The 21,345-nt window shown below is 63.5% G+C and carries 16 protein-coding genes and 1 pseudogene; 7 read left to right on the plus strand and 10 right to left on the minus strand.

Features of this window, described 5'->3' with window-relative positions; all coding sequences use genetic code 11:
• The 3 genes from ptsP to dhaK are packed head-to-tail and all read left to right on the plus strand — an operon-like array spanning position 1 to position 3,055.
• Complete coding sequence (gene ptsP, locus ACVILL_RS24625; protein WP_456734352.1) at positions 1 to 1,620, plus strand: phosphoenolpyruvate--protein phosphotransferase; 1,620 nt, start codon at positions 1 to 3, stop codon at positions 1,618 to 1,620.
• Positions 1,613 to 2,035, plus strand: a complete 423-nt coding sequence (locus ACVILL_RS24630; RefSeq protein WP_456731399.1) for a hypothetical protein — start codon at positions 1,613 to 1,615, stop codon at positions 2,033 to 2,035. Before ptsP ends, ACVILL_RS24630 begins: the two co-directional genes overlap by 8 nt.
• A gap of 36 nt (positions 2,036 to 2,071) precedes the next feature.
• The gene (dhaK, locus tag ACVILL_RS24635; protein WP_456731400.1) at positions 2,072 to 3,055 is read left to right on the plus strand and encodes a dihydroxyacetone kinase subunit DhaK; all 984 of its coding nucleotides are present in this window, start codon (positions 2,072 to 2,074) and stop codon (positions 3,053 to 3,055) included.
• 349 nt (positions 3,056 to 3,404) lie between these two features.
• On the opposite strand, the gene ACVILL_RS24640 is transcribed toward dhaK, so the two are convergent.
• Genes ACVILL_RS24640 through ACVILL_RS24650 form a run of 3 tightly spaced genes read right to left on the minus strand, consistent with a single transcriptional unit; the run spans position 3,405 to position 6,329 of the window.
• Positions 3,405 to 4,403 (minus strand): SIS domain-containing protein, encoded by a 999-nt coding sequence (locus ACVILL_RS24640; protein WP_456731401.1) that lies wholly within the window; start codon positions 4,401 to 4,403, stop codon positions 3,405 to 3,407.
• An 11-nt stretch (positions 4,404 to 4,414) separates the two neighbouring features.
• Positions 4,415 to 5,371, minus strand: a complete 957-nt coding sequence (locus tag ACVILL_RS24645) for an N-acetylmuramic acid 6-phosphate etherase (RefSeq protein ID WP_456731402.1) — start codon at positions 5,369 to 5,371, stop codon at positions 4,415 to 4,417.
• A 19-nt stretch (positions 5,372 to 5,390) separates the two neighbouring features.
• Entirely contained in the window at positions 5,391 to 6,329 is a 939-nt protein-coding gene (locus tag ACVILL_RS24650; protein ID WP_456731403.1) for a BadF/BadG/BcrA/BcrD ATPase family protein, read from the minus strand.
• A gap of 120 nt (positions 6,330 to 6,449) precedes the next feature.
• Between ACVILL_RS24650 and nagA the strand changes: the two genes are divergently transcribed.
• Together nagA and ACVILL_RS24660 are read left to right on the plus strand one after the other, a co-directional pair.
• On the plus strand, positions 6,450 to 7,625 hold the full coding sequence (gene nagA / locus ACVILL_RS24655) for an N-acetylglucosamine-6-phosphate deacetylase (protein ID WP_456734353.1): 1,176 nt from the start codon (positions 6,450 to 6,452) through the stop codon (positions 7,623 to 7,625).
• Entirely contained in the window at positions 7,626 to 8,828 is a 1,203-nt protein-coding gene (locus ACVILL_RS24660; protein ID WP_456731404.1) for an aspartate kinase, read from the plus strand.
• A 229-nt stretch (positions 8,829 to 9,057) separates the two neighbouring features.
• Here the strand turns inward: ACVILL_RS24660 and ACVILL_RS24665 are convergent, their stop codons facing one another.
• The 3 genes from ACVILL_RS24665 to ACVILL_RS24675 form a co-directional block, all read right to left on the minus strand.
• Positions 9,058 to 9,708 carry a class I SAM-dependent methyltransferase gene (locus tag ACVILL_RS24665; protein ID WP_456731405.1) on the minus strand — a complete coding sequence of 217 codons (651 nt, stop codon included), beginning with the start codon at positions 9,706 to 9,708 and terminating at the stop codon, positions 9,058 to 9,060.
• 1,180 nt (positions 9,709 to 10,888) lie between these two features.
• Positions 10,889 to 11,245, minus strand: a complete 357-nt coding sequence (locus tag ACVILL_RS24670) for a hypothetical protein (protein ID WP_456731406.1) — start codon at positions 11,243 to 11,245, stop codon at positions 10,889 to 10,891.
• Between the two features lie 8 nt (positions 11,246 to 11,253).
• Positions 11,254 to 11,430: a hypothetical protein gene (locus tag ACVILL_RS24675; RefSeq protein ID WP_167351852.1), complete on the minus strand. Its 177-nt coding sequence runs from the start codon at positions 11,428 to 11,430 to the stop codon at positions 11,254 to 11,256.
• 729 nt (positions 11,431 to 12,159) lie between these two features.
• Between ACVILL_RS24675 and ACVILL_RS24680 the strand changes: the two genes are divergently transcribed.
• Positions 12,160 to 15,261, plus strand: coding sequence for a DEAD/DEAH box helicase (locus ACVILL_RS24680; protein ID WP_456734354.1), 3,102 nt, complete (start codon positions 12,160 to 12,162; stop codon positions 15,259 to 15,261).
• A 677-nt stretch (positions 15,262 to 15,938) separates the two neighbouring features.
• Complete coding sequence (locus ACVILL_RS24685) at positions 15,939 to 17,510, plus strand: porin (protein WP_456731407.1); 1,572 nt, start codon at positions 15,939 to 15,941, stop codon at positions 17,508 to 17,510.
• A gap of 84 nt (positions 17,511 to 17,594) precedes the next feature.
• Here ACVILL_RS24685 and ACVILL_RS24690 read toward each other — a convergent pair.
• From ACVILL_RS24690 to ACVILL_RS24705, 4 genes and pseudogenes are all read right to left on the minus strand, one after another.
• Positions 17,595 to 18,630, minus strand: a pseudogene (locus ACVILL_RS24690) (LLM class flavin-dependent oxidoreductase).
• 221 nt (positions 18,631 to 18,851) lie between these two features.
• Positions 18,852 to 19,775 carry a glutathione S-transferase family protein gene (locus ACVILL_RS24695; RefSeq protein WP_456731408.1) on the minus strand — a complete coding sequence of 308 codons (924 nt, stop codon included), beginning with the start codon at positions 19,773 to 19,775 and terminating at the stop codon, positions 18,852 to 18,854.
• Positions 19,776 to 19,886: 111 nt separating this feature from the next.
• Positions 19,887 to 20,645 (minus strand): SDR family NAD(P)-dependent oxidoreductase, encoded by a 759-nt coding sequence (locus ACVILL_RS24700; RefSeq protein ID WP_456731409.1) that lies wholly within the window; start codon positions 20,643 to 20,645, stop codon positions 19,887 to 19,889.
• Between the two features lie 96 nt (positions 20,646 to 20,741).
• Positions 20,742 to 21,311 (minus strand): TetR/AcrR family transcriptional regulator, encoded by a 570-nt coding sequence (locus ACVILL_RS24705; protein ID WP_456731410.1) that lies wholly within the window; start codon positions 21,309 to 21,311, stop codon positions 20,742 to 20,744.
• Between the last annotated feature and the right edge of the window lie 34 nt (positions 21,312 to 21,345).

The following is a 21,345-nucleotide window of genomic DNA, read 5'->3' on the forward strand; positions in this document are numbered from 1 at the left end:
ATGCAGGGCGGCGCTGCAGGTCTGGCGTACCGCGGCAGGACCGCCTCGATCGGCTTTGCCCATGGCCCGTTTGTCCGTGTCGATGCGGGCGCGGCCGGCGAGCGCGTGGCCGGCACACTGGTCGAGGAGGCGCTGGCCTTGCGCAATGCGATCGACGTCGCGAGTGGGCAGATCGCCGATCTTGCCGCCAGCGCTGGCGGTGAAGCTGCGCAGATTCTCGAATTCCAAGTTGCGCTGCTGGAGGACGAGGATTTGATCGAGGCGATCTTTGCGTCGGTCGGCGAGGGACGTCCGGCCGATATCGCATGGCGCTCGACGCTCGACGCGCATATCGCCGACTACGATTCCGCACCGGACGACTATCTGAAAGCGCGTTCCTCCGATCTTGCGGATTTGCGCGACCGCGTGGTCCACATTCTGCGTGGCGACCAGGGGCAGCCGCTGAGGATCCCGAACGGGGGCGTGGTCTGCGCCGACGATTTGCCGCCGTCGCGATTCCTCGAGATCGACTGGTCCGGCGGCGGTGGCCTGGCGCTGTTGCGCGGCAGCCCGACCAGCCATGTCGCGATGCTGGCGCGCGCGCGCGGCATCCCGATGGTGGTGCAGCTCGGTTCAATTCCAGATTTCGGCACCATGGCGTTGCTCGACGGCGAAGGCGCGACGCTGGAGCTCGATCCCAATGCCGAACAAGTCCGTACTTTCGAGAAGCGGCGCGACAGCCATCTCAAGAGCAGGGCATCCGCGCGCGCGATCCTGCGGCGGCCGACAGCCTCCTGGCGCGGCGAGCGGATCAAGCTCTTCATCAATATCCAGCGCGTTGAGGATCTCGAGCATGCCGACGCGCAATATGCCGACGGCATCGGCCTGATGCGCACCGAGTTCCTGCTGACGGAGCGTGGTGGCTTGCCTGACGAGGAGACGCAGTTTCAGGCTTACGATGCGGTGTTGCGTTGGGCAGACCGGCGACCGGTCACCATTCGGACGTTTGACGCGGGCGGCGACAAGCCGGTGCCGGGCTTCACGGTGGACGGCGAAGCCAATCCGTTCCTCGGGGTGCGCGGCCTGCGCCTGTGCCTCGCTCGGCCCGAGATCTTTGCGGTTCAGCTCCGCGCGCTGGCGCGGGCCGCGGTGCGCGGCAATCTCAAGGTCATGTTCCCGATGGTCACCTCGGCGGACGAGCTCGAGGCGGGGCGGAAGCTGTTCGCAGATGTCGTGCAGCGCTTGCAGGCGGACGGCATTGCCGCGATGCTGCCCGAACTTGGAATCATGGTCGAGGTTCCGGCGGCGGCCCTGGCAATCGCGAGCTTCAAGACGTCCTTTTTCTCGATCGGCTCGAACGATCTCGCGCAATATGTGCTGGCCTGCGACCGTTCCAACGGAGCTCTCGCGCCCCTGATGGATCCGCTGCATCCGGCAGTACTTGAACTGATCGCGCGGACTGCGGAGCATGGGCGCCGCGCCGCCATCAGCGTCAGCCTCTGCGGCGACATGGCGGGTGATCCGCGCTGCCTGCCCGCCCTGCTGAATTGTGGCCTGCGCGAACTCTCCGTCAATGCATCGGCGCTCGCGCAGATCAAGCAGACCATCGACCGGCTGAGCAGCGGAGGCGGCCTTGGCTGACACGGCGGCCGATGACGCGCCCGAAGCCGGCGCGGTGGCAGTCTACAAGCGCATCTTCAAGGAGGTGCTGGAGAGCCGTCCCTCCGGCATGCGGCTTCGGCTGGCCCATGCCATGGGCAAGAACCGCAGCTTCGTCAGCCAGATCAGCAATCCCGCATATCCGGTGCCGATACCGGTGCAGCATCTCAACACGATCTTCGATGTCTGCCACTTTCCGCCACAGGCGAAGGCAGCCTTCCTGCGCGCCTATGCGCGCGCACATCCGCGCCGCGTCGGCCGGTTGAGCGAAGGCTCGCACGAGCGGATGCTGACGCTGCATCTGCCGGACCTCGGCAGCGCCAAGCGCAACGCCGAGCTCGACACGCTGCTCCAGGAGTTCACGCGGCGACTGATTGCCATCATGCGGGAAAAATAGGCGAGAAGCGCCAAACGGACGAAGCGGGAGGACACAATGAAGAAGTTCATCAATTCGGTTGATAACATGCTCGCGGAGAGCCTCGACGGCTTTGCCGCCGCGCATGCCGACCTAGTCATGCTCGGCGCTGAGCGGAAATTCGTCCGTCGCCGCGAACTGAACTCGAAGAAAGTCGCGCTGTTGTCGGGGGGCGGTAGCGGGCATGAGCCGCTGCATGCGGGCTTCGTCGGCTACGGCATGCTGGATGCCGCCTGTCCCGGCCAGGTGTTCACTTCGCCGACGCCGGACCAGATCGTCGAGGCCGCACAGGCGGTCGCGGGCGATGCCGGCGTCCTGTTCATTGTCAAGAACTATGCCGGCGACCGCATGAACTTCGAGATGGCAGCCGAGATCGCCGAGGGTCGGATCGCCACCATCGTGACCGATGACGATGTCGCGGTCGAGAAGTCTACCTACAGTACCGGGCGGCGCGGCGTCGCCGGCACGTTGATTGTCGAGAAGATCGTCGGCGCCGCCGCCGAGAGAGGCGCCGATCTCACCTCCTGCGCGGCGCTCGGCGAGCGCATCAACGCACAGACGCGCTCGATGGGCGTTGCGCTGACCAGCTGCACCGTGCCGGCTGCGGGCACGCCGACCTTTGCACTTGCCGAAGACGAGATGGAGATGGGGGTCGGCATTCACGGCGAGCCTGGCCGCCGCCGCGTCAAGCTCGCGCAGGCCGACGCAATCGCCGCCGAGATGATCAACGCGATCGCCGATGACCTTGGCGCGCGCACCGGTACCGAGGCGCTGCTGCTCGTCAACGGCTTCGGCGGCACGCCGACAATCGAGCTCTATCTGATGTACAACGCGGCGCGCCGGATGCTCGAGGAGCAGGGCCTGCGCATCGCCCGTTCGCTGGTCGGCAGCTACGTCACATCGCTGGACATGGCGGGCTGCTCGCTCACCGTGAGCCTGCTCGACAGCGAGTCCACAGCGCTCTGGGATCATCCCGTGCGTACGGCCGCATTGAAATGGTGACCACCGCGGTGAACGGCCGCTGATTTTCAGATTGCGCCCCGACCGACGATGGGCCGGGGTCTCAGGCATGCACCGGGAGTCTGCCGATTTACCCTCCCTGAAACTTGCCGTGTCCTTCGGGCGCGGCATCTTTTTTGCGCGGAGTAGACAGGATCTCCGGCGATCGCGAGTGCCGAGCCATTGATTTATTGGTGGGCCCGGCAGGACTCGAACCCGCAACCAGACCGTTATGAGCGGCAGAATAGCGATCAGCTTGGTCGCCTTTGCCGCCCATTCGGTCGCTTCTGCTCGCGTTTGTTGCGCTTTGACGATGATGTCGCTCCTGCTTTGGTCGCCAGCCAGCGATCAGTCAAAACGTCTCGGTAACCTTGCTCAGGCGAGGGGGACGATCCGGGTCAAATCCGCGCGCGCATGCCGCCTGCTCGATCATCCGGTAGGCCGGAACGAGCATGGTGATCGGGTCGGTGGCGGGGTCATCCTCGACCAACCAAGGCAGCGAGCCATGCGGTCCGCCGCAGAGATGCAGCGCGATCTTTTGCTCGCGCAATTCCTCTGCCAGTGCGTCCACCGTGGCCGCCGTTTCATCCATCACACGCATCATGACAACTGGCGTGCGCGACGATAGCGCGGCACGTGGCCCATGCTGCAGCTCGGCGGCGCTCAGTCCGATGGAGGGGAGGCGCATGATTTCCGAAAGCTTGAGCGCGATCTCCCTCGCCGAGCCCAGGCCCAGGCCCCGAGCCGCCACAAACACAGCTGATGCCTTGACGAGATCGTCGGCAATCTCCGACCAGTCGAGCGCCAGCGCGCGGTGCAGGCGCTCGGGCAGCCGGTCGAGGGCTGACCGCAGCGCACGATCTTGCGCCAGCTCGGCAACCAGTCCGGCACTGGCGGCCATCGAGCCGATCACGGTCTTCGTCGCCGCTACGGAGTGTTCTTGGCCGGCTTCGATCGGAACGACGAATTCCGCTTCGTCAGCCACCGGCGACGACGTCGCATTGACGATGGCAATCGTGCGCGCGCCCGAGGCTCGTGCCGACTTGGTCGCGGCGACGAGATCCGGGCTGCGCCCGGATTGCGAGATCACGATGAACAGCGCATCGCGCAGCATCAAGGGTGTGCAAAATGCCGTGATCACCGAGGGAGCACTTGCTGAAACGGGAAGGCGAAGCCGCGTCTCAACAAGATATCTCAAGAAAACCCCGGCATGCCCGGAGCTTCCCCGACCACACACGACGCACAAAGGGGCGGAGCCAATCCCAATCCGCTGCGCGATGTCGCGCGTGGCGGGTCGGCTGCGAACAATGTTAGCGACAACATCCGCGCTTTCCCCGATTTCGCTCGCCATCGCGGATGTCGTCACGGCTCAACCACTCCGCCTCGGCCGCGTCCCGCCGCTCCCTTTGGGAGTCGGTCACGATGCGAGTCACGATTCCTGGCGAGCTCGACAAACACTTGCCGAAGGTTGCCGTCGCAGTTCTTCAGGACGGTCTCCGCGTCAACCCTGTCGACACCGAGCGCCAGAAGGACTGCAATCTTGATGTCTCCCTCGGCCTGCCCGAGCGAGCGTGCCGCGTGCGACGGATTACAGCGTGCGATTTGCGCGACCATGGCCTCGGCGCGCCGCTTCAGCTTGGCGTTGGTCGGCGGCATGTTCACCATCATGCCGCGATATACCCGACCAAGGCGCAGCATGATTCCTGAGGAGATAAGGTTGAGCACGACCTTCTGCGCGGTGCCCGCCTTCATCCGCGTGGAGCCGGCGATCAGCTCGCGGCCGGTCTCGACGAGGATCGGAAACTTTGCCAATGCCAGCAGTGCGGTGCCGGGATTGTTGGCGACACCAATCGTCACTGCATCGAAAGACCCTGCCCGCTCCAGCGCCGCGACCGTGAACGGCGTTGTGCCGCTGGCGGCTACCGCAATCACCACATCGTGCGGCGTGAGCCGTGCGGCGTTGATCTGCGTAACCGCATCATCGACATCGTCCTCCGCGCCCTCGATGCTGGTGACGAACGCGCTGTCACCGCCGGCAACGACGAAGCGGACGCGCTCGCGGGGCCAGGCGAAGGTCGGCGTCAATTCGGCGCCGTCCTGGACAGCCACGCGGCCTGACGTGCCGGCGCCGACATATACGATGCGACCGCGATCGCCCAGCGCCGTCTTGGCCGCTTCGGCTGCCGCAGTGATCGCGGGAAGGCCATGGCCGATCGCGGCGACCGCCGCAAGCTGGCCCTCCCACATCGCTTCCATCGCTGACCTCAGCGACCATGCATCAAGGTCGGCAAATCTGGGATCGACTTCTTCGGTGGCCATATTGGTGATCCAAGCGCCATCAAACGCGGAACTTCGAAGCCTGTTCATGGTCAGTTTCTCTCTTGGGCGAGTCCAGCTCGGGCAGGTCGAGGTGCCCTCGCGCCACAAGCAGCGCACCGGCCGCTGCGTCGGCGTCAGGACGCCTCAGGCGGGCGCGCAGATCAGGCGTTAGCCAGGGCGTAATCGCATCCGCGAGCCCGCCCACCAGCGCGAGCCGGTCAATTCCTTTAGCCAGGAACAGATCAAGCAGATCGCCAATGGCATCGGCCGCGCGTTCGACAATGCGACGGCCGACCGGATCGCCCTGATTGGCGTGCCGCATCACGGTCGGCGCGAACGCGGCGTAGTCGGTGGCCCTGGCTTCTTCAGACCACGCCACGGCCTGATAAGGATCTTGATCGAACGCGCCCAGCACCTCTGCAAGCAATGGTGTCAGCTCGCTGCGGCGGTCCGCGGCCCGCAGCGCCAGTCGAACGACCTGCAGGCCAATGTCGGCGCCGCTGCCTTCGTCCGAAACTGGGAAGCCGTAACCGGCGATACGGATCTCGCGGCCGCCAATCAGGCCGACACCCACCGAGCCCGTGCCGGCCACCACGATGGCCCCGTCCGCGCCGCTATGGGCGCCGAGACAGGCAGCTAGGCCATCGCTGATGAAAATAACGGACGCAAAGGGATGCGGGATCTCTTTGAGCGCCGCTTTCGCGCCCCGGCGACCAATGCCGGCGAGGCTAATTCCGGCGTGCATCCGCGCGAAATCCTCGTGCGTCAGTTCGGACTGCGCGGCCGCCGCTTCGGTGGCCTCCATGATGGACCGCCAGGCCTTGTCGAAGCCAATCCGGGTCGTGGCAGGCCCCGAGCTCGCCTCACCAAGCACCCTGCCGTTTTCGTCCTCGATCCGGGCGCGGCAGCGGGTTCCGCCGCCATCGATGCCGAGATAGGTGGTACCTTTTGTTTCCATGAGAAGTTAACGCGAGGATTTAGCTCCGGGTCCCCGAAGCCCGTTGTGTACATATAAAGGACCAGTACAGCACGGGACTCGCCTCACGAGTCCGTGATTGCCATTCTCGGATCAGCACTTATGGGCCAAGCTGGGTCTTCCGTGGGTCTCTCGATTGCTGCGCAGCACATCTTTGATGGTGCCGACATGCGCGGGCCGGGGTTGGTCAGGATCTCGCAGGGGCGGATCGAAGGCATTACCGAGGAGGCGCGCGCCTCGATCCACCTTCCCCGAGATGCGATCCTTGCACCCGGATTCGTCGATGTTCAGATGAACGGAGGCGGCGGCGTTCTTCTCAACGACCAGCCAACGGAGGCCGGCGTTCGCCGCATCGTCGAGGCGCACCGCAAGGCTGGCACCACGGGCTGTTTGCCAACCCTCATCACCGATCGAAGCGAGGTCATCGAACGATTGGCTGTAGCAGCTCACGCGTGCCTCGAAATTCCTGGCGTGCTCGGCTTTCATCTGGAAGGTCCGGCCCTCAACAGGTCTCGCAAGGGCATTCATCCGGAAGCCGAGATACGCGTGCCCGATCGGCGCGATCTCGCCGCCATCAAAAGCTTCGGGGACCGCGGTCGCTCCATGGTGACCTTGGCCCCGGAATGCGTGCCCGCGTCCATGATCGATGAATTGATCGGCGCCGGATTGCGTCTCGCGGCCGGCCACAGCGACGCCACCGCAGCCGAAATCGGCAAGGCGGTCGATCGCGGTGTCTCGGGGGTGACCCATCTGTTCAATGCCATGTCGCAGTTGAACGCCCGAGAGCCGGGCTTGGTGGGCGCCGCGCTGGGAGATGACCGATTGTTTGCAGGGATCATCTGCGACGGCATCCACGTTGACCGCGCCGGCTTGCGTGTAGCCTTGCGCTGCAAGGGACGCGATCGATTGATGCTGGTTACCGATGCCATGCCATTGGCGGGCACGAACGACCGGCGGTTCCTGCTCCAGGGAAGGGAGATCACGTTGCACGACAATCGCCTGACTGACCGGGATGGCACGCTCGCGGGCGCTCACCTCACCATGATCGAGGCGGTTCGCAACGCGGTTGCGCTCATCGGAATCTCCCTTGTCGATGCTCTTATCATGGCTTCCCGGACGCCCGCGGCATTTCTGGGCCTTGGGTCCGAGCTTGGACGGATCGCGCCCGGATACCGCGCGGATCTTGTCGCCTTTAATCCAAACTTTGAGGTCGTCGGCACATGGATAGGCGGTGTCGGTTCGATGGGCGAGGCGAACAAGACTTCCGAGCGAGGTTAGATGCGCAACCAGCCCATCGTCGTGCAGAAATATGGTGGTGTCTGCCTTGAAACACCGGCGAAGATTCTCGCGGTTGCGCGCAGTCTCGCCGATCTGTACGGCCGCGGTCATCGTGTCGTGGCGATCGTCTCCGCCATGGGCAAAACCACCGACCAGTTGATCCAGATGGCCCATCAGGTCAGCCCGACACCCAATCGCCGCGAGCTCGATATGCTGCTCACGACTGGTGAGCGAATCAGCATGTCCCTGATGAGCATGGCGCTTTCCGATCTCGGCGTGCCGGCGATCAGTTTCACTGGCAGCCAGGCCGGCGTGATGACCGACGACTCCCATTCCTCCGCACGCATTCTGGATGTACGGCCCATTCGCGTGCTTGAGGAACTTGATCGCGGACGCGTTGTGGTGCTGGCGGGATTTCAGGGCGTGAACCCGGCGACCAGGGAAATCACCACGCTCGGCCGTGGCGGCAGCGACACCACGGCCGTCGCGATGGCCGCTGCGCTGAAAGCCGAACGCTGTGAAATCATCAAGGACGTCGACGGAATTTGTTCGGCCGATCCGCGCATCGTGCCGAATGCAAGGCCCCTGCGGCACGTGGACTTCGCATCCCTGTCGGAGATGTGCTTCTGGGGAGCAAGAATCCTGCATTTTCGCAGCGTAGAGCTGGCGCAAAGTCAGGATGTGCCTCTGGTCCTCAAGCAGTGGGGTGGCGTCGAGCACAGCACGCAAGTGATGAAAGAGGTTTTAGGCATGGAAAACGGGAAAGTTTTGGCCGTCAACTCGATAGCTCGCATTGAGCATGTGGAAATCGATTCCGGGGATCTCAATCAAGGATTCGAGAAACTCGCGCAGCATCTCAAGCAAAACAGCCTGGTCTGGCCGCAGCTCCTTGCATCGCACTTCGCCGCAGGAAAAACCAGCATGACCGTGGCCTACGATACGGAGTGGCTCGACGCCCTATTGCGCACGCTGGACCACGCTAGGGATCTGCGCAAGCAGCGCGAGGCTTCATGCTCGGTGAGTCTCACCTGCTTCGGTGGTGTCCCATCGGAATTGCCGTTCAGGGCGTTGCAGGTTCTCGGACATCACGGGATTGTCCCCGACAGCTACGTGTTGTCGCCGCATTCGGTCAGTTTGTTTGTCCCTTTGGAGAAGCGGGAGCCCGCGGTCAAGGCGTTGCATTCGCTCGTTCAGCAAACATAGCTTCGAGAAGCCAATGATCGCTCTCGCGATCTGGGAGACTTGATTCCGTTAGGCGCGGAGTCCACTGCACAACGGTCCTTAGCAACATGTGATCCGACTGAAGTTATTTCTGAGGCATTGCGAAAGGTACCTCTGACCGGGGAGCCTCGCTCCTCTCACACAGCACGACAGTCGCGCGCAAAATCCAGCAGATTTCGAGGAAAACTTTGAACCTGTGACACCTCCAGCTTCATTTGACAAAATCAACAATGATCGAAATAGGCTTACCACTGGCTCTCATATCTCTAGGAGGGCACCTGAAAACGAACATTTCGTTCTCGGGAAACGAATTCGTCACCGAAGTGTCATCGTCCACACAATAGTGGTGGAAGGTGATTTCCGAAGATTTCCTGATCTCGGATCGCAAGATCAGGTCTAGCACCTGCTCGTAGGTTGGAAACCATAGATGGGCAGAACCATCGGTCACGAATGCCGCTTTGTAGGCTGCGTTTTTGGCGTCATATTCGACTTTTCCACCCATCATCAAGTCAGCGAGCACGTTCCCTTTATGATCATATACAGTCCGTGCCTTAAGGAGAGGACTACGATAGTCCGGCACGCTGAGGCGGAAAACGCCGCCCGGCTCCAATGTGCGATAGACCTCATCCAAAAGACTTGGAACACGATCTTTCGGGATGTGCTCCATCACATCCTGCGCCTGGATCTTTCTTATTGAATTATCGGGCACCGGAAGCGGATCGTTCAGATCGTGCTTGATCTCTCGTTCATGTCGAGGAATGAGACAAAGACCGACGAAATTAGGGATCTTGTACTGCGGCTCTGTTTTACCGAGATTACCGAAATAGAGATACGGATTCTCGGGAAGCCCATCTGTAACCATGAAATACCTCGTCAGCTAACGGCTGGTCTATCACGACGTGCTCGGATCGAAGTCGCGACTCCTTTGCTGGCGTTCCGACCCTCAAGGCCTTGATCGAAATCCCCACAGTGGCACGGCTCCTCTTTAACACGTGAAGCTGCACTCTGCACGTTACATCTACCTTGGGTCGACCTCTATCCTGGGTAGGTCTCACGCCTACGCACCAACTACCGGCATTAGCAAAAGTGTCACATCCGAAAAATTCTAAATTTCGATCGGCGCGTAGATGCCGACGCAGAAGGCCCATACGGGGTCAGATCAGCACTATGGCCGCGCTGACGGCCGTGCATCACGTTGGGGTACCATGCACCATCATAACGATAGCAGCCCGCCAGCCGCCGGCAGCGTGATGGAGATCGGCCATCGCCACAGGAGCTGAACAGACTGCTTCATAGCCAGAACAGTACGGCAAGAAATCCCTTTGAGCCGCCGTGGTGGCTTCTCAGCCGAAACGTGCGCTCCCAACTCTGCTTCTGTTTGAATATCCTCGTTGAACTCCCCAGACCCGCCGCAACTGCAGGTCGCGGGTGGCGCTCGAGGCAATCATCCTTTGGGCATGCAGCGCTGAGGCGCTGCACGGCACCGTGGTCTTACGGGATGCAGAGTGTGCACCAGTTCAACAAATCCGCGGTGCTACATCTGCCAGATCGTCGCCCGCTGGGGATCTCAGGGGCACAGTAGCAGGACGCCGCCGGGACGGTATTTTTTCGAGCCCGACGCATTTTTTGCGGCGTGCGTGTGAAGCGCCGCTCGTTGCGCTAGGGATACCGCCCCCAAAGGACCGTTTTCGAGCTTTGCCCGGAGATCGCCGTGACGTAGGAGGCCGATTTCACGCCTTGAGACGTGATCCGGTTGCACGGTGGCCGGAAGCTGTTCCGGACGATGGTTGTCCCCGACGGTTCGGCTTGAACCTGGGTGCTGCCATGATCGTTCGTCCTGCCATTGCTCAGGCGGTCCACCATCGAGATGGAGATGCTGCCCGTCCCGCGCGCATGTCGAATCGCGTCGCAGCAGCCCCTCCAACGTGATGTCCCGGTACTCGACATCTGCGTAGAACTTCGGCTCTACCCGCTTGGCGCAATGCTAAGGCAGGCCATGGCAATGAGGCAACGTGGTCCGGCCTAATGCAAAGGTCAACCGTCTACCGCTGTTCAACCCTGGTGCGCCACAGGGCATCGAAAGTGTCCTGGCGAGTCGACGTCCATTCTTCTGAACCAATCGGATCGCTCGGCTTTTCTATGAGGGCGCTTGCAAGCGCTTCAGTGGGACGCGCCTGCGTCGAAACCCGCGCAGGCCACTCCAGCAATGATTTTGAGAGCATGGACCTGCCTACGTACCAGCATTTTCGTCCGTCGATGAGGCGCCAAGACCAATACTCGCGCGGATTTGGTGGCATCGCGGCGTTGCATTGTTGCTTCGCCTGAGTGCTTGGCATTCCAACTAGTAGAGACGAAGTGATGCAGGCTGCCAAAAGAATCAATGGAAATTGTTTCGTCATCTGAGCACTCAGAGACTACTTCGTTGCTGCAATCGGCTCACAGCAACGACCAGATCGGGCCGCTCAAGAACCTCCACCAACCTGTCGAGAATGCGCTCATTGTCGTGGGGGCGGGGTTGAAGGTATTCATTCAGTATGCGTTGGGCCTCGCTGACGGCCTGAAGAGCAAGTTGTTGATCGGTCATCACTTCTTACCCATTCGACGATGGAGGAACGCGAGATCAAAGAAGGATGAAGGATCAAGTCGTCTTTTGGACTTATCCCATCAAATTTTATTTCAATTGAGGGCGGCGGATTGGGAAATTGGGCCGCGCGGCACCAGGCGCTCCCTCGCTAGACCACGGGCACCATAAACTCGGCGGATAGCGGTTGGAGGAAACGTAGGTAGCCCCCTCCCTCGGACGTACCAACGGGCTAACGGTGACGCTCGCCCGCGCGAGCAGCCACGTGCAGTCTGACCCGATCTCGCTAGGAGAGATGCTTCCTTATTTGGAAATGCCTGTAAAGCAGTTGATACGACTGGAGGCGAATTCGGCCAATTTTTCCAAACACGGCTTGAAATCGTTGAATGATCAAGCAGGTTTTGATTCCGCCATTCGGAGGTTCGATCCCTCCCCAGCCAGCAAACAAGCTGTTGATTTCGATAGAAGAATCGATTTTTCCCGATCGGCCCTTGCCGGCATTTCGGGGCAGGATCGGGCCTTCTGTCTGGAAATCCGTGCCGCTTTGGTTTCCATGCCGGCGGCCGGCAGGCCCCGAGTCGCTCCGAGACGCATGTCAAAGGGCGAGCGTACTCACGAAATGACGACGGATTTGACGTGGCGAATACCAAGAAGGCCCGCGCCAAAGTTGGCGCGAAGAAGCAAAGCAAGGCATCGGCGCGTTCCGGGATTTCATCTTCCTCGCCGCTCGGCATGCTGGCGCTGCATCTCCTCGAGCAATGGAAGAAGTCCGGCCGCGACGGCATCGTCTTCCTGGCGGAAAGCGAGAACCGGGCGGAGCGCTTGGGCAGCGCGCTCCATTCGCTCGATGCTTCGCTCGACGTACTGGTGTTCCCGCGGCTGAATACCTTGCCGTTTGACGGGCTGGAGCCGTCGCGCGAGATCGCCGGCCGGCGCAGCTCGGTGTTGCGGCGTCTCGCCAAGAGCAGGAAGCCGGTCTTTCTGGTGTCGACGGCGGAGGCGATCATGGAGCGGTTGCCGTTGCCCACGAGCTGGGCGCGCCACAGCATCAGCCTGAAGGTCGGCGCGCCCTATGCCGAGCAGGACCTCAAGGAGCGTCTGGAAGCGCTCGGATACGATCTCGACGAAGAGGCGGATTTTCCCGGCAGCGTCCTGTTCCACGGCATGACGTTCGAGGTGTTTCCCGCCGGCGCGCTTGGGCCGTTCAGGATCGAGCATTCCGGCGGCGTAATCCGCAGGATCGCAGGCGTCGATCCGGACGAACACGACGTCGTCTTCGACACGCAGGAACTGCTGATCGATCCGATGTCCGAACAGATCGCACTGGGAGGCAAGCGGGCCCAGCGTGCGGCGCTGCCGGACTATTGTCAGCGCGCCCGCTGGATTGCGGACGCAGGCGTGTCGGGCCACGCCGACAGCTGGCTGAACACGATCAAGGAGGCGGCCGGCCGCAGAGAGGCGGAGCGCGAGTATTTCGGGTCCGCTGAGTGGAAGCGGCTGACCAAACAGATGAGCGTGCTGCCGCGCAAGGCGGCTTTCACCGCGACGCCTGATTTCTCGAAAGTCGCCTCGTCGCGGAAGGCCCTGCGCGCCTTCGTCGCTGACACCGAGCGCGCCGGATCGCGGCTGCTCTTCGTCGCGGCGGTGGAGGACGACCTGCGCGCGATGGAGCGCATGAGCGGGATCAAGGCGGAGCGCTTCGCCGACTGGGACGCGGCGGCGAGGGGAAGAGGCGAAGCGGCCTTGCTGGCCGATTTCGACACCGGCTTCATCGGGGCAGGCCGCAAGCCGCTTGTCGTGGTGACGGCGACCGACGTGCTCGGCAGCAGGGCTCATCATCCGCAGCCGATGGCGAAAGCCTGGAGTGCGGCGTTCGACCATCCAGACGTGCCGGAGCGCGGCGCGGCGGTCGTGCATTTGCAGCGCGGGCTCGCCGTGCTCGACGGCTTGCAGGCCTTCGACATGGGGAAAGGATCGTCACGCGAGATGGTCAGGCTGGCATTTGCCGGCGATGATGCCGTGCTCGTCCCGCCCGCCGACCTTGCGTTGATCTGGCCGTATGCGGCGGAACCCGGCAGGCTGACGCTGGACAGGGCCGATGGCAGTACATGGTGGGCGCGGCGCACCAAGGCGGAGCAGGAGATCCAGGCTGCCGCCAAGGCGCTTGCCAAGCACATCGCGCAGCGACGCCGCCGGCGCGCGCCCAGGCTGGTAGCTCCCGGTCCGGCATACGAGCGTTTCGTCGCGCGCTTTCCATATTTCACGACGGTCGACCAGGCGAGGGCGATCCGCGACGTGCTGGATGATCTCGCGTCGGGCCATCCGATGGATCGCGTGGTCTGCGGCGACGTCGGATTCGGCAAGACCGAGGTTGCCTTGCGTGCGGCGGCCGCCGTCGCGCTGTCGGGCAAGCAGGTTGCGATCGTCGTGCCGACGACGGTGCTGGCAAGGCAGCACGTCGCGACGTTCCGCAAGCGGTTTGCGCCGCTCGGCATCGAGGTCGGAAGCCTGTCGCGCGCGACCTCGGCCCAGGAGACGAGGGAGACCAAGGAGGGCCTGCGCAGCGGCAAGATGAAGATCGTGGTCGGCACGCAGGCGATCGCGGCGAAGGACGTGAAGTTCGCCAAGCTGAGCCTGGTCATCGTCGACGAGGAGCAGCACTTCGGGGCGGCGGAAAAGGCGAAGCTCTCGGGCCTGGCCAAGGGCGTCCATACGCTCTGGATGAGCGCCACGCCGATCCCGCGCACGCTTGCGGCGGGTCTCGCGGGCTTCAGGGATCTCAGCGTGATCGCTTCGCCGCCGGTTCACCGGCTGCCGGTGGTGACCAAGATCGCGCCGCTGTCGGACGCAGCCATTGCCGCTGCATTGCTGCGCGAGCAGCGACGCCACGGGCAAAGCTTCCTGATCTGTCCGCGGATCCAGGATCTCGACCCGCTGCTGGCGCGCGTGCAGGCGGTGGCCCCGGAGCTCCGCGTCGTCTGCCTGCACGGCAGGCTGCCTGCCGACGAACTCGACGACCGGATGATGAGCTTTGTCGAAGGCGAGGCGGACGTTCTGCTGGCGACCAACATCGTCGAGAGCGGCCTCGACATTCCCCGCGCCAACACCATCGTGGTCTGCTGGCCGGAAAAGTTCGGTCTGGCACAACTCCACCAGTTGAGAGGCCGGGTCGGACGCGGCGGCACGCGCGCCTTCGCCTACATGCTGACGGAATCGAGCTCGGAGCAGTCCGGCAAGCGTCTCGCCGTTCTGGAGGAGTTCAGCAGGCCGGGCGCCGGCTTCGCTATCAGCGAGCGTGATCTGGACCTCCGAGGCGCAGGGGATCTACTGTCCGAGCGGCAATCCGGCCATGTGCAGGTTTTCGGACCGGTGCTCTACAGCCACCTGCTCAAGCAGGCCTCGGAGAGGAGCAACGATCGGGCGGCCGATCTGTGGGTGCCCGATCTCAATCTTCCACTCGAGGATCTGCTGCCCAGGAGCTACGTGCAGTCAGAGTCGATGCGGCTTGAAATCTATGGCCGCGCCGCCAGGTGCCGCAGCGAAGACGATCTGGAAGATCTGGAGGAGGAGACCTCTCGCCGCTTCGGCAGGCTGCCGCCGGCGGCGCGCGATTTCTTCGCGGCGGCCCGACTCAGGATCGATTGCAAGCGGCGCGGCATCGTGAGACTCGACGTCGGGCCGGAGGCCGTCGCGGCGACGTTCCTCCCCGGGAGGTTGCCCAAATCGAGAGCACGATCGCTCGAGCGCGACGGCGATCGGGTATTCTACTCAGACAACACCCACGAGCCGCCCTTCGAGCGGATCGACGATCTCCTGGATATCCTGGACGAGTGAGTGTGACGTTGTTCCGGCGGCTCCGCAGCGACGATATGCGCTGACATCTCCCTGACATGTAGCCTCGTTACTCCACATACGTGGCGGTTCGCCCGCCGTCTTCCGGCCTGCTCCGAGCCATCGGAATGCCCCCTTCCAGGCGCGAGTCGGCGGTATCCAAGGCGGGCTATGTTGCTCAGATAGCGGTGTTTTTGCACCGGAATCCGGCGCCCGGGAGCCGGAATCAGCAGCGCCGAAGCCGGCTCCGACTTTCGTTTTATCCGTAGGACTACGCGCTTTGGGTTGCGTTCCGTCCGGTGTTGCCCAAAGTTACGCCCGCCAGCGTGATCTGAAATATTCTCGTTATCTTTCAGCGGCTTGTCGAAACGCCGCAGTTCAAATGCCCGTGATATTTGTGCAACATTTGCCCGAAAACAGCCGCAACTTCTCCCAAACCCAGCGGTCTTTTGTTGCGTGATCGGGGGCCTTCTGTCTCATATGGAACTGCGACGGAGGGGGGCATCCCAAGGTCGTCCCGTTTTAGGTGGTTCGCTTAAGTCCCTCGCGTTCATGCGGGTGTGTCCGAAGGCGCGAAGCGACTAGGCGGGGATTTTGAGGGACAAAGGGAACCAACCTGAGGGTGTTTTACCCGGCGGATCCGGAACCTTCCCTGAGATAGAGCAACTTGGAGGTTTAACATGAAGATGGTTAAGAGCCTTATCCTCGGCTCGGCGGCGGCTCTCGTCGCGGTCGGCGGAGCTCAGGCGGCCGATCTTCCCGTCAAGGCCAAAGCGGTCGAGTACGTGAAGGTTTGCTCCCTGTATGGTCCCGGTTTCTACTACATCCCGGGCACCGACACTTGTATCAAGCTGGGCGGCTACCTGCGCGCCGACGTTCTGGCGAACACCAACTCGGACCACACCGGCAACACCTCGGGTGCTGGTGGTGCGAACAACCGCTTCACCAACGGCTACACCTGGCGTTCGCGTGAAGACCTGAACATCGATACGCGCACCGCGACCGAGTACGGCGTGGTCCGCACCTTCTTCGATGCGACCTTCTCCTGGACCTCGGACAGCTACGCTGGTCAGGGCAACGGCGCGACCATTTATTCGCCGATCGGCGCGGTTTCGGCTCCGAACAACGCCAACTCTGGCGCTGTCGCTGGCGGTACGGTCGGCGTCTACTACGCCTTCATCCAGTTCGCCGGCTTCACCATCGGTAAGGCGGTCTCGCAGTTCTCGGCTCCGTGGGCCAACTACCCGGGCAACAGCTACGACGGTCTCGTCGGCGGCGGCGGTACGATCACTGGTGTGAACCAGTTCACCTACACCGCGCAGTTCGGCAACGGCGTATCGCTGTCTCTGTCGGCTCAAGACCAGTCGGCCTACTATCAGGCTGGCGTAGTCAACCTCGGTGCGCCCGTCACCTTCGGCGTTCCCGGCAACACCAACGTGTTCGGCATCAGCGACTACGCTGGCACGATCGCTCCGGATCTCGTCGCGATGCTGCGCGTCGATCAGGCTTGGGGTCTGTTCCAGGCATCGTTCGCCGCGCATGATAACCACGTGGCCTACTACGGCGGCACTGAGTTGACCGGTCATCCGGACGACAAGTGGGGCTGGGCTGGATCGCTGGCCTTGTCGATCAAGAACATCCCGACCGGACCTGGCGACACCATCAACTTGCAGGGTGTCTACACCAACGGTGCGACCCGCTATAACATCCAGGACCTCGCCGGTTCGGCTGGTGGCAACACCATCTTCGGCGGAACCAACGTTCCGGGTGCCTATCAGAGCATCGGCTTCGGCATCGCGCCGGACTCGATTTTCGTGACTGGCGGTCAGCAGCAGCTGATCACGACCTACGGCTTCCGTGGTGCATACGTGCACAACTGGAACCCGAACTGGAACACCAGCATCTACGGCGCCTGGGCCCAGGTTAACTACAACAGCACCGCCAAGGGCTACATCTGCGGTCCGGCTGGCAACGGTGTCGGCGGCTCGCTCAGCAACTTCTTCGGTGCTGGTGCAGCTCTGACGTCCTGCAACCCCGACTACAACATTGCGCAGATCGGCACGCAGACCCAGTGGACCCCGGTGAAGAACCTGACCTTCTCGGCCGACTTCACCTACACCCGTCTGGATCAGAGCTTTGCCGGTACGGTCGCTTTCCCGGGCAGTCCGACGATCGGCAAGCCGGGCGCAATCTACGAGCTGAAGGATCAGAACACCTACATGCTGCTCCTCCGCGCTCAGCGCAACTGGTAAGACCGGTTGATCTGATCAGGATCTAACAGAGCCCCCGGCGCCAAAACGCCGGGGGTTTTGCTTTGTGATGCTGCCGCTGCCGCCCTACGCGGCGAGCATGTCGCGCACCATCGGCACCACCGTGCTGCCGTAGAGCTCGATGCTCTTCATCAGCTTCTCGTGCGGCAGCGGGCCGGCCGAGTATTTCAGCTGGAAGCGCGCCGCGCCGAGCGCCTTCACGGTCGCCGCGATCTTGCGCGCAACGGTTTCCGGGGCGCCGACATAGAGCGAGCCGTGCTCGACCTCGGAGACGAACTCGTCGCGGCTCATCGGCGGGCCAGCCGCGCTCCTTGCCGATCCGGTCGCGCATGACCTTGTAGTCCGGCCATAGCTCCTCGCGGGCCCGCGCGTCGGTCTCGGCGACATAGCCCGGCGAATGCACGCCGATCGGCTTCGGTTCGCGGCCGAACTGCTGGTAGGCGCGCTGGTGCAGGTCGACATAGGGCGCAAAGCGCTTGGGATCGCCGCCGATGATGGCGAGCATCAGTGGCAGGTCGTAATGCGCCGCGCGCACCACCGATTCGGGGCTGCCGCCGACGCCGATCCAGGTCTTCAGCCGGCCGTGCTCGACCGGCGGGTAGACCGAGTGGCCCTTGAGCGGCGGCCGCAGCTTGCCTTCCCAGTTCACCGGCTCCTGCTTCAACAGCTCGGTGAACAGGTCGAGCTTCTCCTCGAACAGCTCGTTGTATTGCCGCAGGTCGAAGCCGAACAGCGGGAACGACTCGGTGAAGGAGCCACGGCCGAGGATCACCTCGGCGCGGCCGTTGGAGACCGCATCGACGGTTGCGAAGCGCTGGAAGACGCGAATCGGATCGTCCGAGCTCAGCACGGTCACCGCCGACCCGAGACGGATGGTGTTGGTACGGGCCGCGATCGCAGCCAGCACGGTCTCGGGCGAGGAGATCGCAAAGTCGGCCCGGTGATGCTCGCCGAGCCCGATGAAATCGATCCCGAGCTGATCGGCCAGCACCGCCTCGTCGACGACGTTGCGGATCACCTGGGCGTGGGGCAACGGCGCGCCGGCGGCGTCCTTGGTGACGTCGCCGAATGTGTCGAGCCCGAATTCGAGAGAGGTCGTCATCACATAGTCCAGTTGTCGGCGCAGCGGAGTATCCGCCACGGGCCACCCATCGCACGCAGGCCGAGAGGTCGTGTTGCTGCGGAGATGTCCGCAAGCCTGCGCTGTGGAGCCTTGGGTTGGAGATGGGAAGGTATGGCCTGTTCGCGGCCCGACAAGGTCACGCCGCGAAACCCAGCGTTTCCAGGCCGCGGTTGTGCGGCCGGTGGCCGAGCCCGCGGGAATCAGCCCGGAAGGACCAGGAAGCCGGCGCGCGGGAAATGCACCACGACCTCGCCCGCGCGTTCGTCGGACCGGCGGATCGCGATGTGCTGCGCCGACAGCGACACGATCTCGCCGCGGACCGGGATCTTGCCGTAGTCGTCCGGCATCACGGCGACGATGTCGCCGGGCTTGCGCCCGTTCGGATCCGTGGGGTCGCCGAACACAGGCGATTCCGGCTGCGCCTTCGCTGCGATCTCGAGCGCGTCGGCGGACGACATCTCGGTGCGCGTGCCGTGGCCGATGGCGCGGACGCGCTCCTCCCAGGCAGCGGCGCGCGGCATGGGCTTCATGATCTCGTCCATCGTGGCGAGGCTCTGCCGCGCGTACCACACGTTCATATAGGCGCTGACATCGGCGAGGCTGAACTCGCCGAGCAGCCACGGCCTGTTGTCGCCGAGTTGCGCTTCGATCCAGTCGACATGGGCGCGGAACTGGTCGCGCATCTGCGGCAGTGCCGCGGTCATGGCGGCGACGTCGAACTTGCCGCCGCGCAGTCTCTCGCGATCCTCGATGAAATCCCGCGGCACCTTGTCGCCGATGAAGCCGAACACCAGGTTCACCGTGTTCTGGAAGAACGGCCGGTCGGTCCACATGCCGAGCGCCCAGGGCATGCCGGCATGGCCTGCGGGAAACAGCGTCGGTGTCGGATAGCGCCGCTCCAGCTCGCGGATGATGATCTGAGTGTCGCAATAGATGTCCGCGCCGATCTGCATCGTCGGCGTGCGGCGATAGCCGCCGGTCATCGGCATCAGGTCCGGCCGCGGCATGATCCGGGAAATCCGCACCGAGTTCCAGGCGAGCTTCTTGAATCCGAAGATGATGCGGATCTTCTCGGAGAACGGCGACTGATCGAAATGATGCAGGATCGGCGTGGGCTGCGACATGATCCTCTCCCGGGGTAGGGTGCGTTCTCGACAGACCTTGTCGCCTAGCCTGACAAGATTCCGGCGGATCGCAACCGATATTCCCGGGCGAAGGACCGCAGTGCGGGGCGCTCAGAACGCCTCCGCCCACGGCCGCAGATCGAGCTCCAGCGTCCAGGCGCTGCGATGCTGGTGGTGCAGCACCCAATAGGCGTCGGCGATGGCGGCGATGTTGAGCAGGCCATCCGGCCCGCGTTCGTCCTTCAGTTGCGGACGCAGGCTCAGCAGGCGATCGCCCCCGATGCCGCCGTCGACCACGACGTGACCGACATGAATGCCCTGCGGCCCGAATTCCCGCGCCACGCTTTGCGCCAGTGCGCGGAGCGCGGCCTTGGCGGCGGCGAAGGGCGAGTAGTTGGCCTTGCCGCGCAGCGAGCCGCTGGCGCCGGTGAACACCAGCGTGCCGCCGCCGCGCGCAAGCAGCGCGGGGATTGCGGCCTGCGCCAGCTGGAAGCCGCCGAGCGCGTGCTCGCGCCAGTGCTCCTCGAAGCGCTGCTCGCTGACCTTGAGGAACGGCGCCGGCCGGTTGGAGCCCGCATTGTGCACGGCCATCGCGAGCGGTGCGAGCTTCTGCGCAGCCTCGACGAAGCGCGCAACGTCGGCTGCGATGGAGGCATCACCGACCACATGCGTGACCCTGGCGCCATCGGCGGCGAGTTCGGCGGCGGTTGCGGCGAGTTTCTCGACATTGCGCCCGGCGATCGCGACGGGATAGCCGCCGGCCGCAAAGCGTCGTGCGATCGCGGCGCCAAGGCCGTTGGATGCGCCGACGCCTGATATCAGCACGCTGCCCTGCACGGCGGTCGGCTCGAGGGTGGATCGGTCGTTCATCGCTCGCTCCGTCAAGAGCATGATCCGGAAAAGTGGAAACCGGTTTTCCGAAAAGATCATGCTCAAACAAACAAGGTGCCCGCGGCGCGGGCGAAATCATTCACCGGACGCCATCGCGACGATGCCGTCGCGCACCGTGCGCAGAACGGCGTCGGACCGCCTCTGGTCGGTGAGCACGCGCGAGATCGCGAGCGCGCCGACCATCGCGCTCACCGCCAGGATTGCGTTGCTATCGTCATCGTCGCCGAACGTCTCGGCGACCTTGGCGATGAAGGATTCGATGTGCGGCTCCATCACCGCGCGGCACTGCGCGTCGGCGCGGCCGACATCCGAGATCAGCGCGCCGATCGCGCAGCCCGATTTCGGCTGGTCGCGATGGGTGCGGCTGAGATAGCTGCGCACCAGCGCGTTGATGCTGACCGGCTTGTCGGGATCGCGCGCGGCGTGCGCCGACGCTTCGCCCGCGGTCAGCGCCTGTTGCAACGCCGCGGCGATCAGGTCGGAGCGCGAGGCGAAGTGCCCGTAGAAGCCGCCATGGGTCAGCTTCACCTGCTGCATCAGGCCGCCGATGCTGAGCGCCTCCAGCCCCTTGTCGCGGATCTGCGTCGCCGCCTCGTTCAGAATGCGCTCACGGCTCCTGGCCTTGTCGGCCTGGGAATGGCCCATTGCATAGCCCCTGTTTGACTCTCCATCTGGATTA

The organism is Bradyrhizobium sp. USDA 3364, from assembly GCF_054056355.1.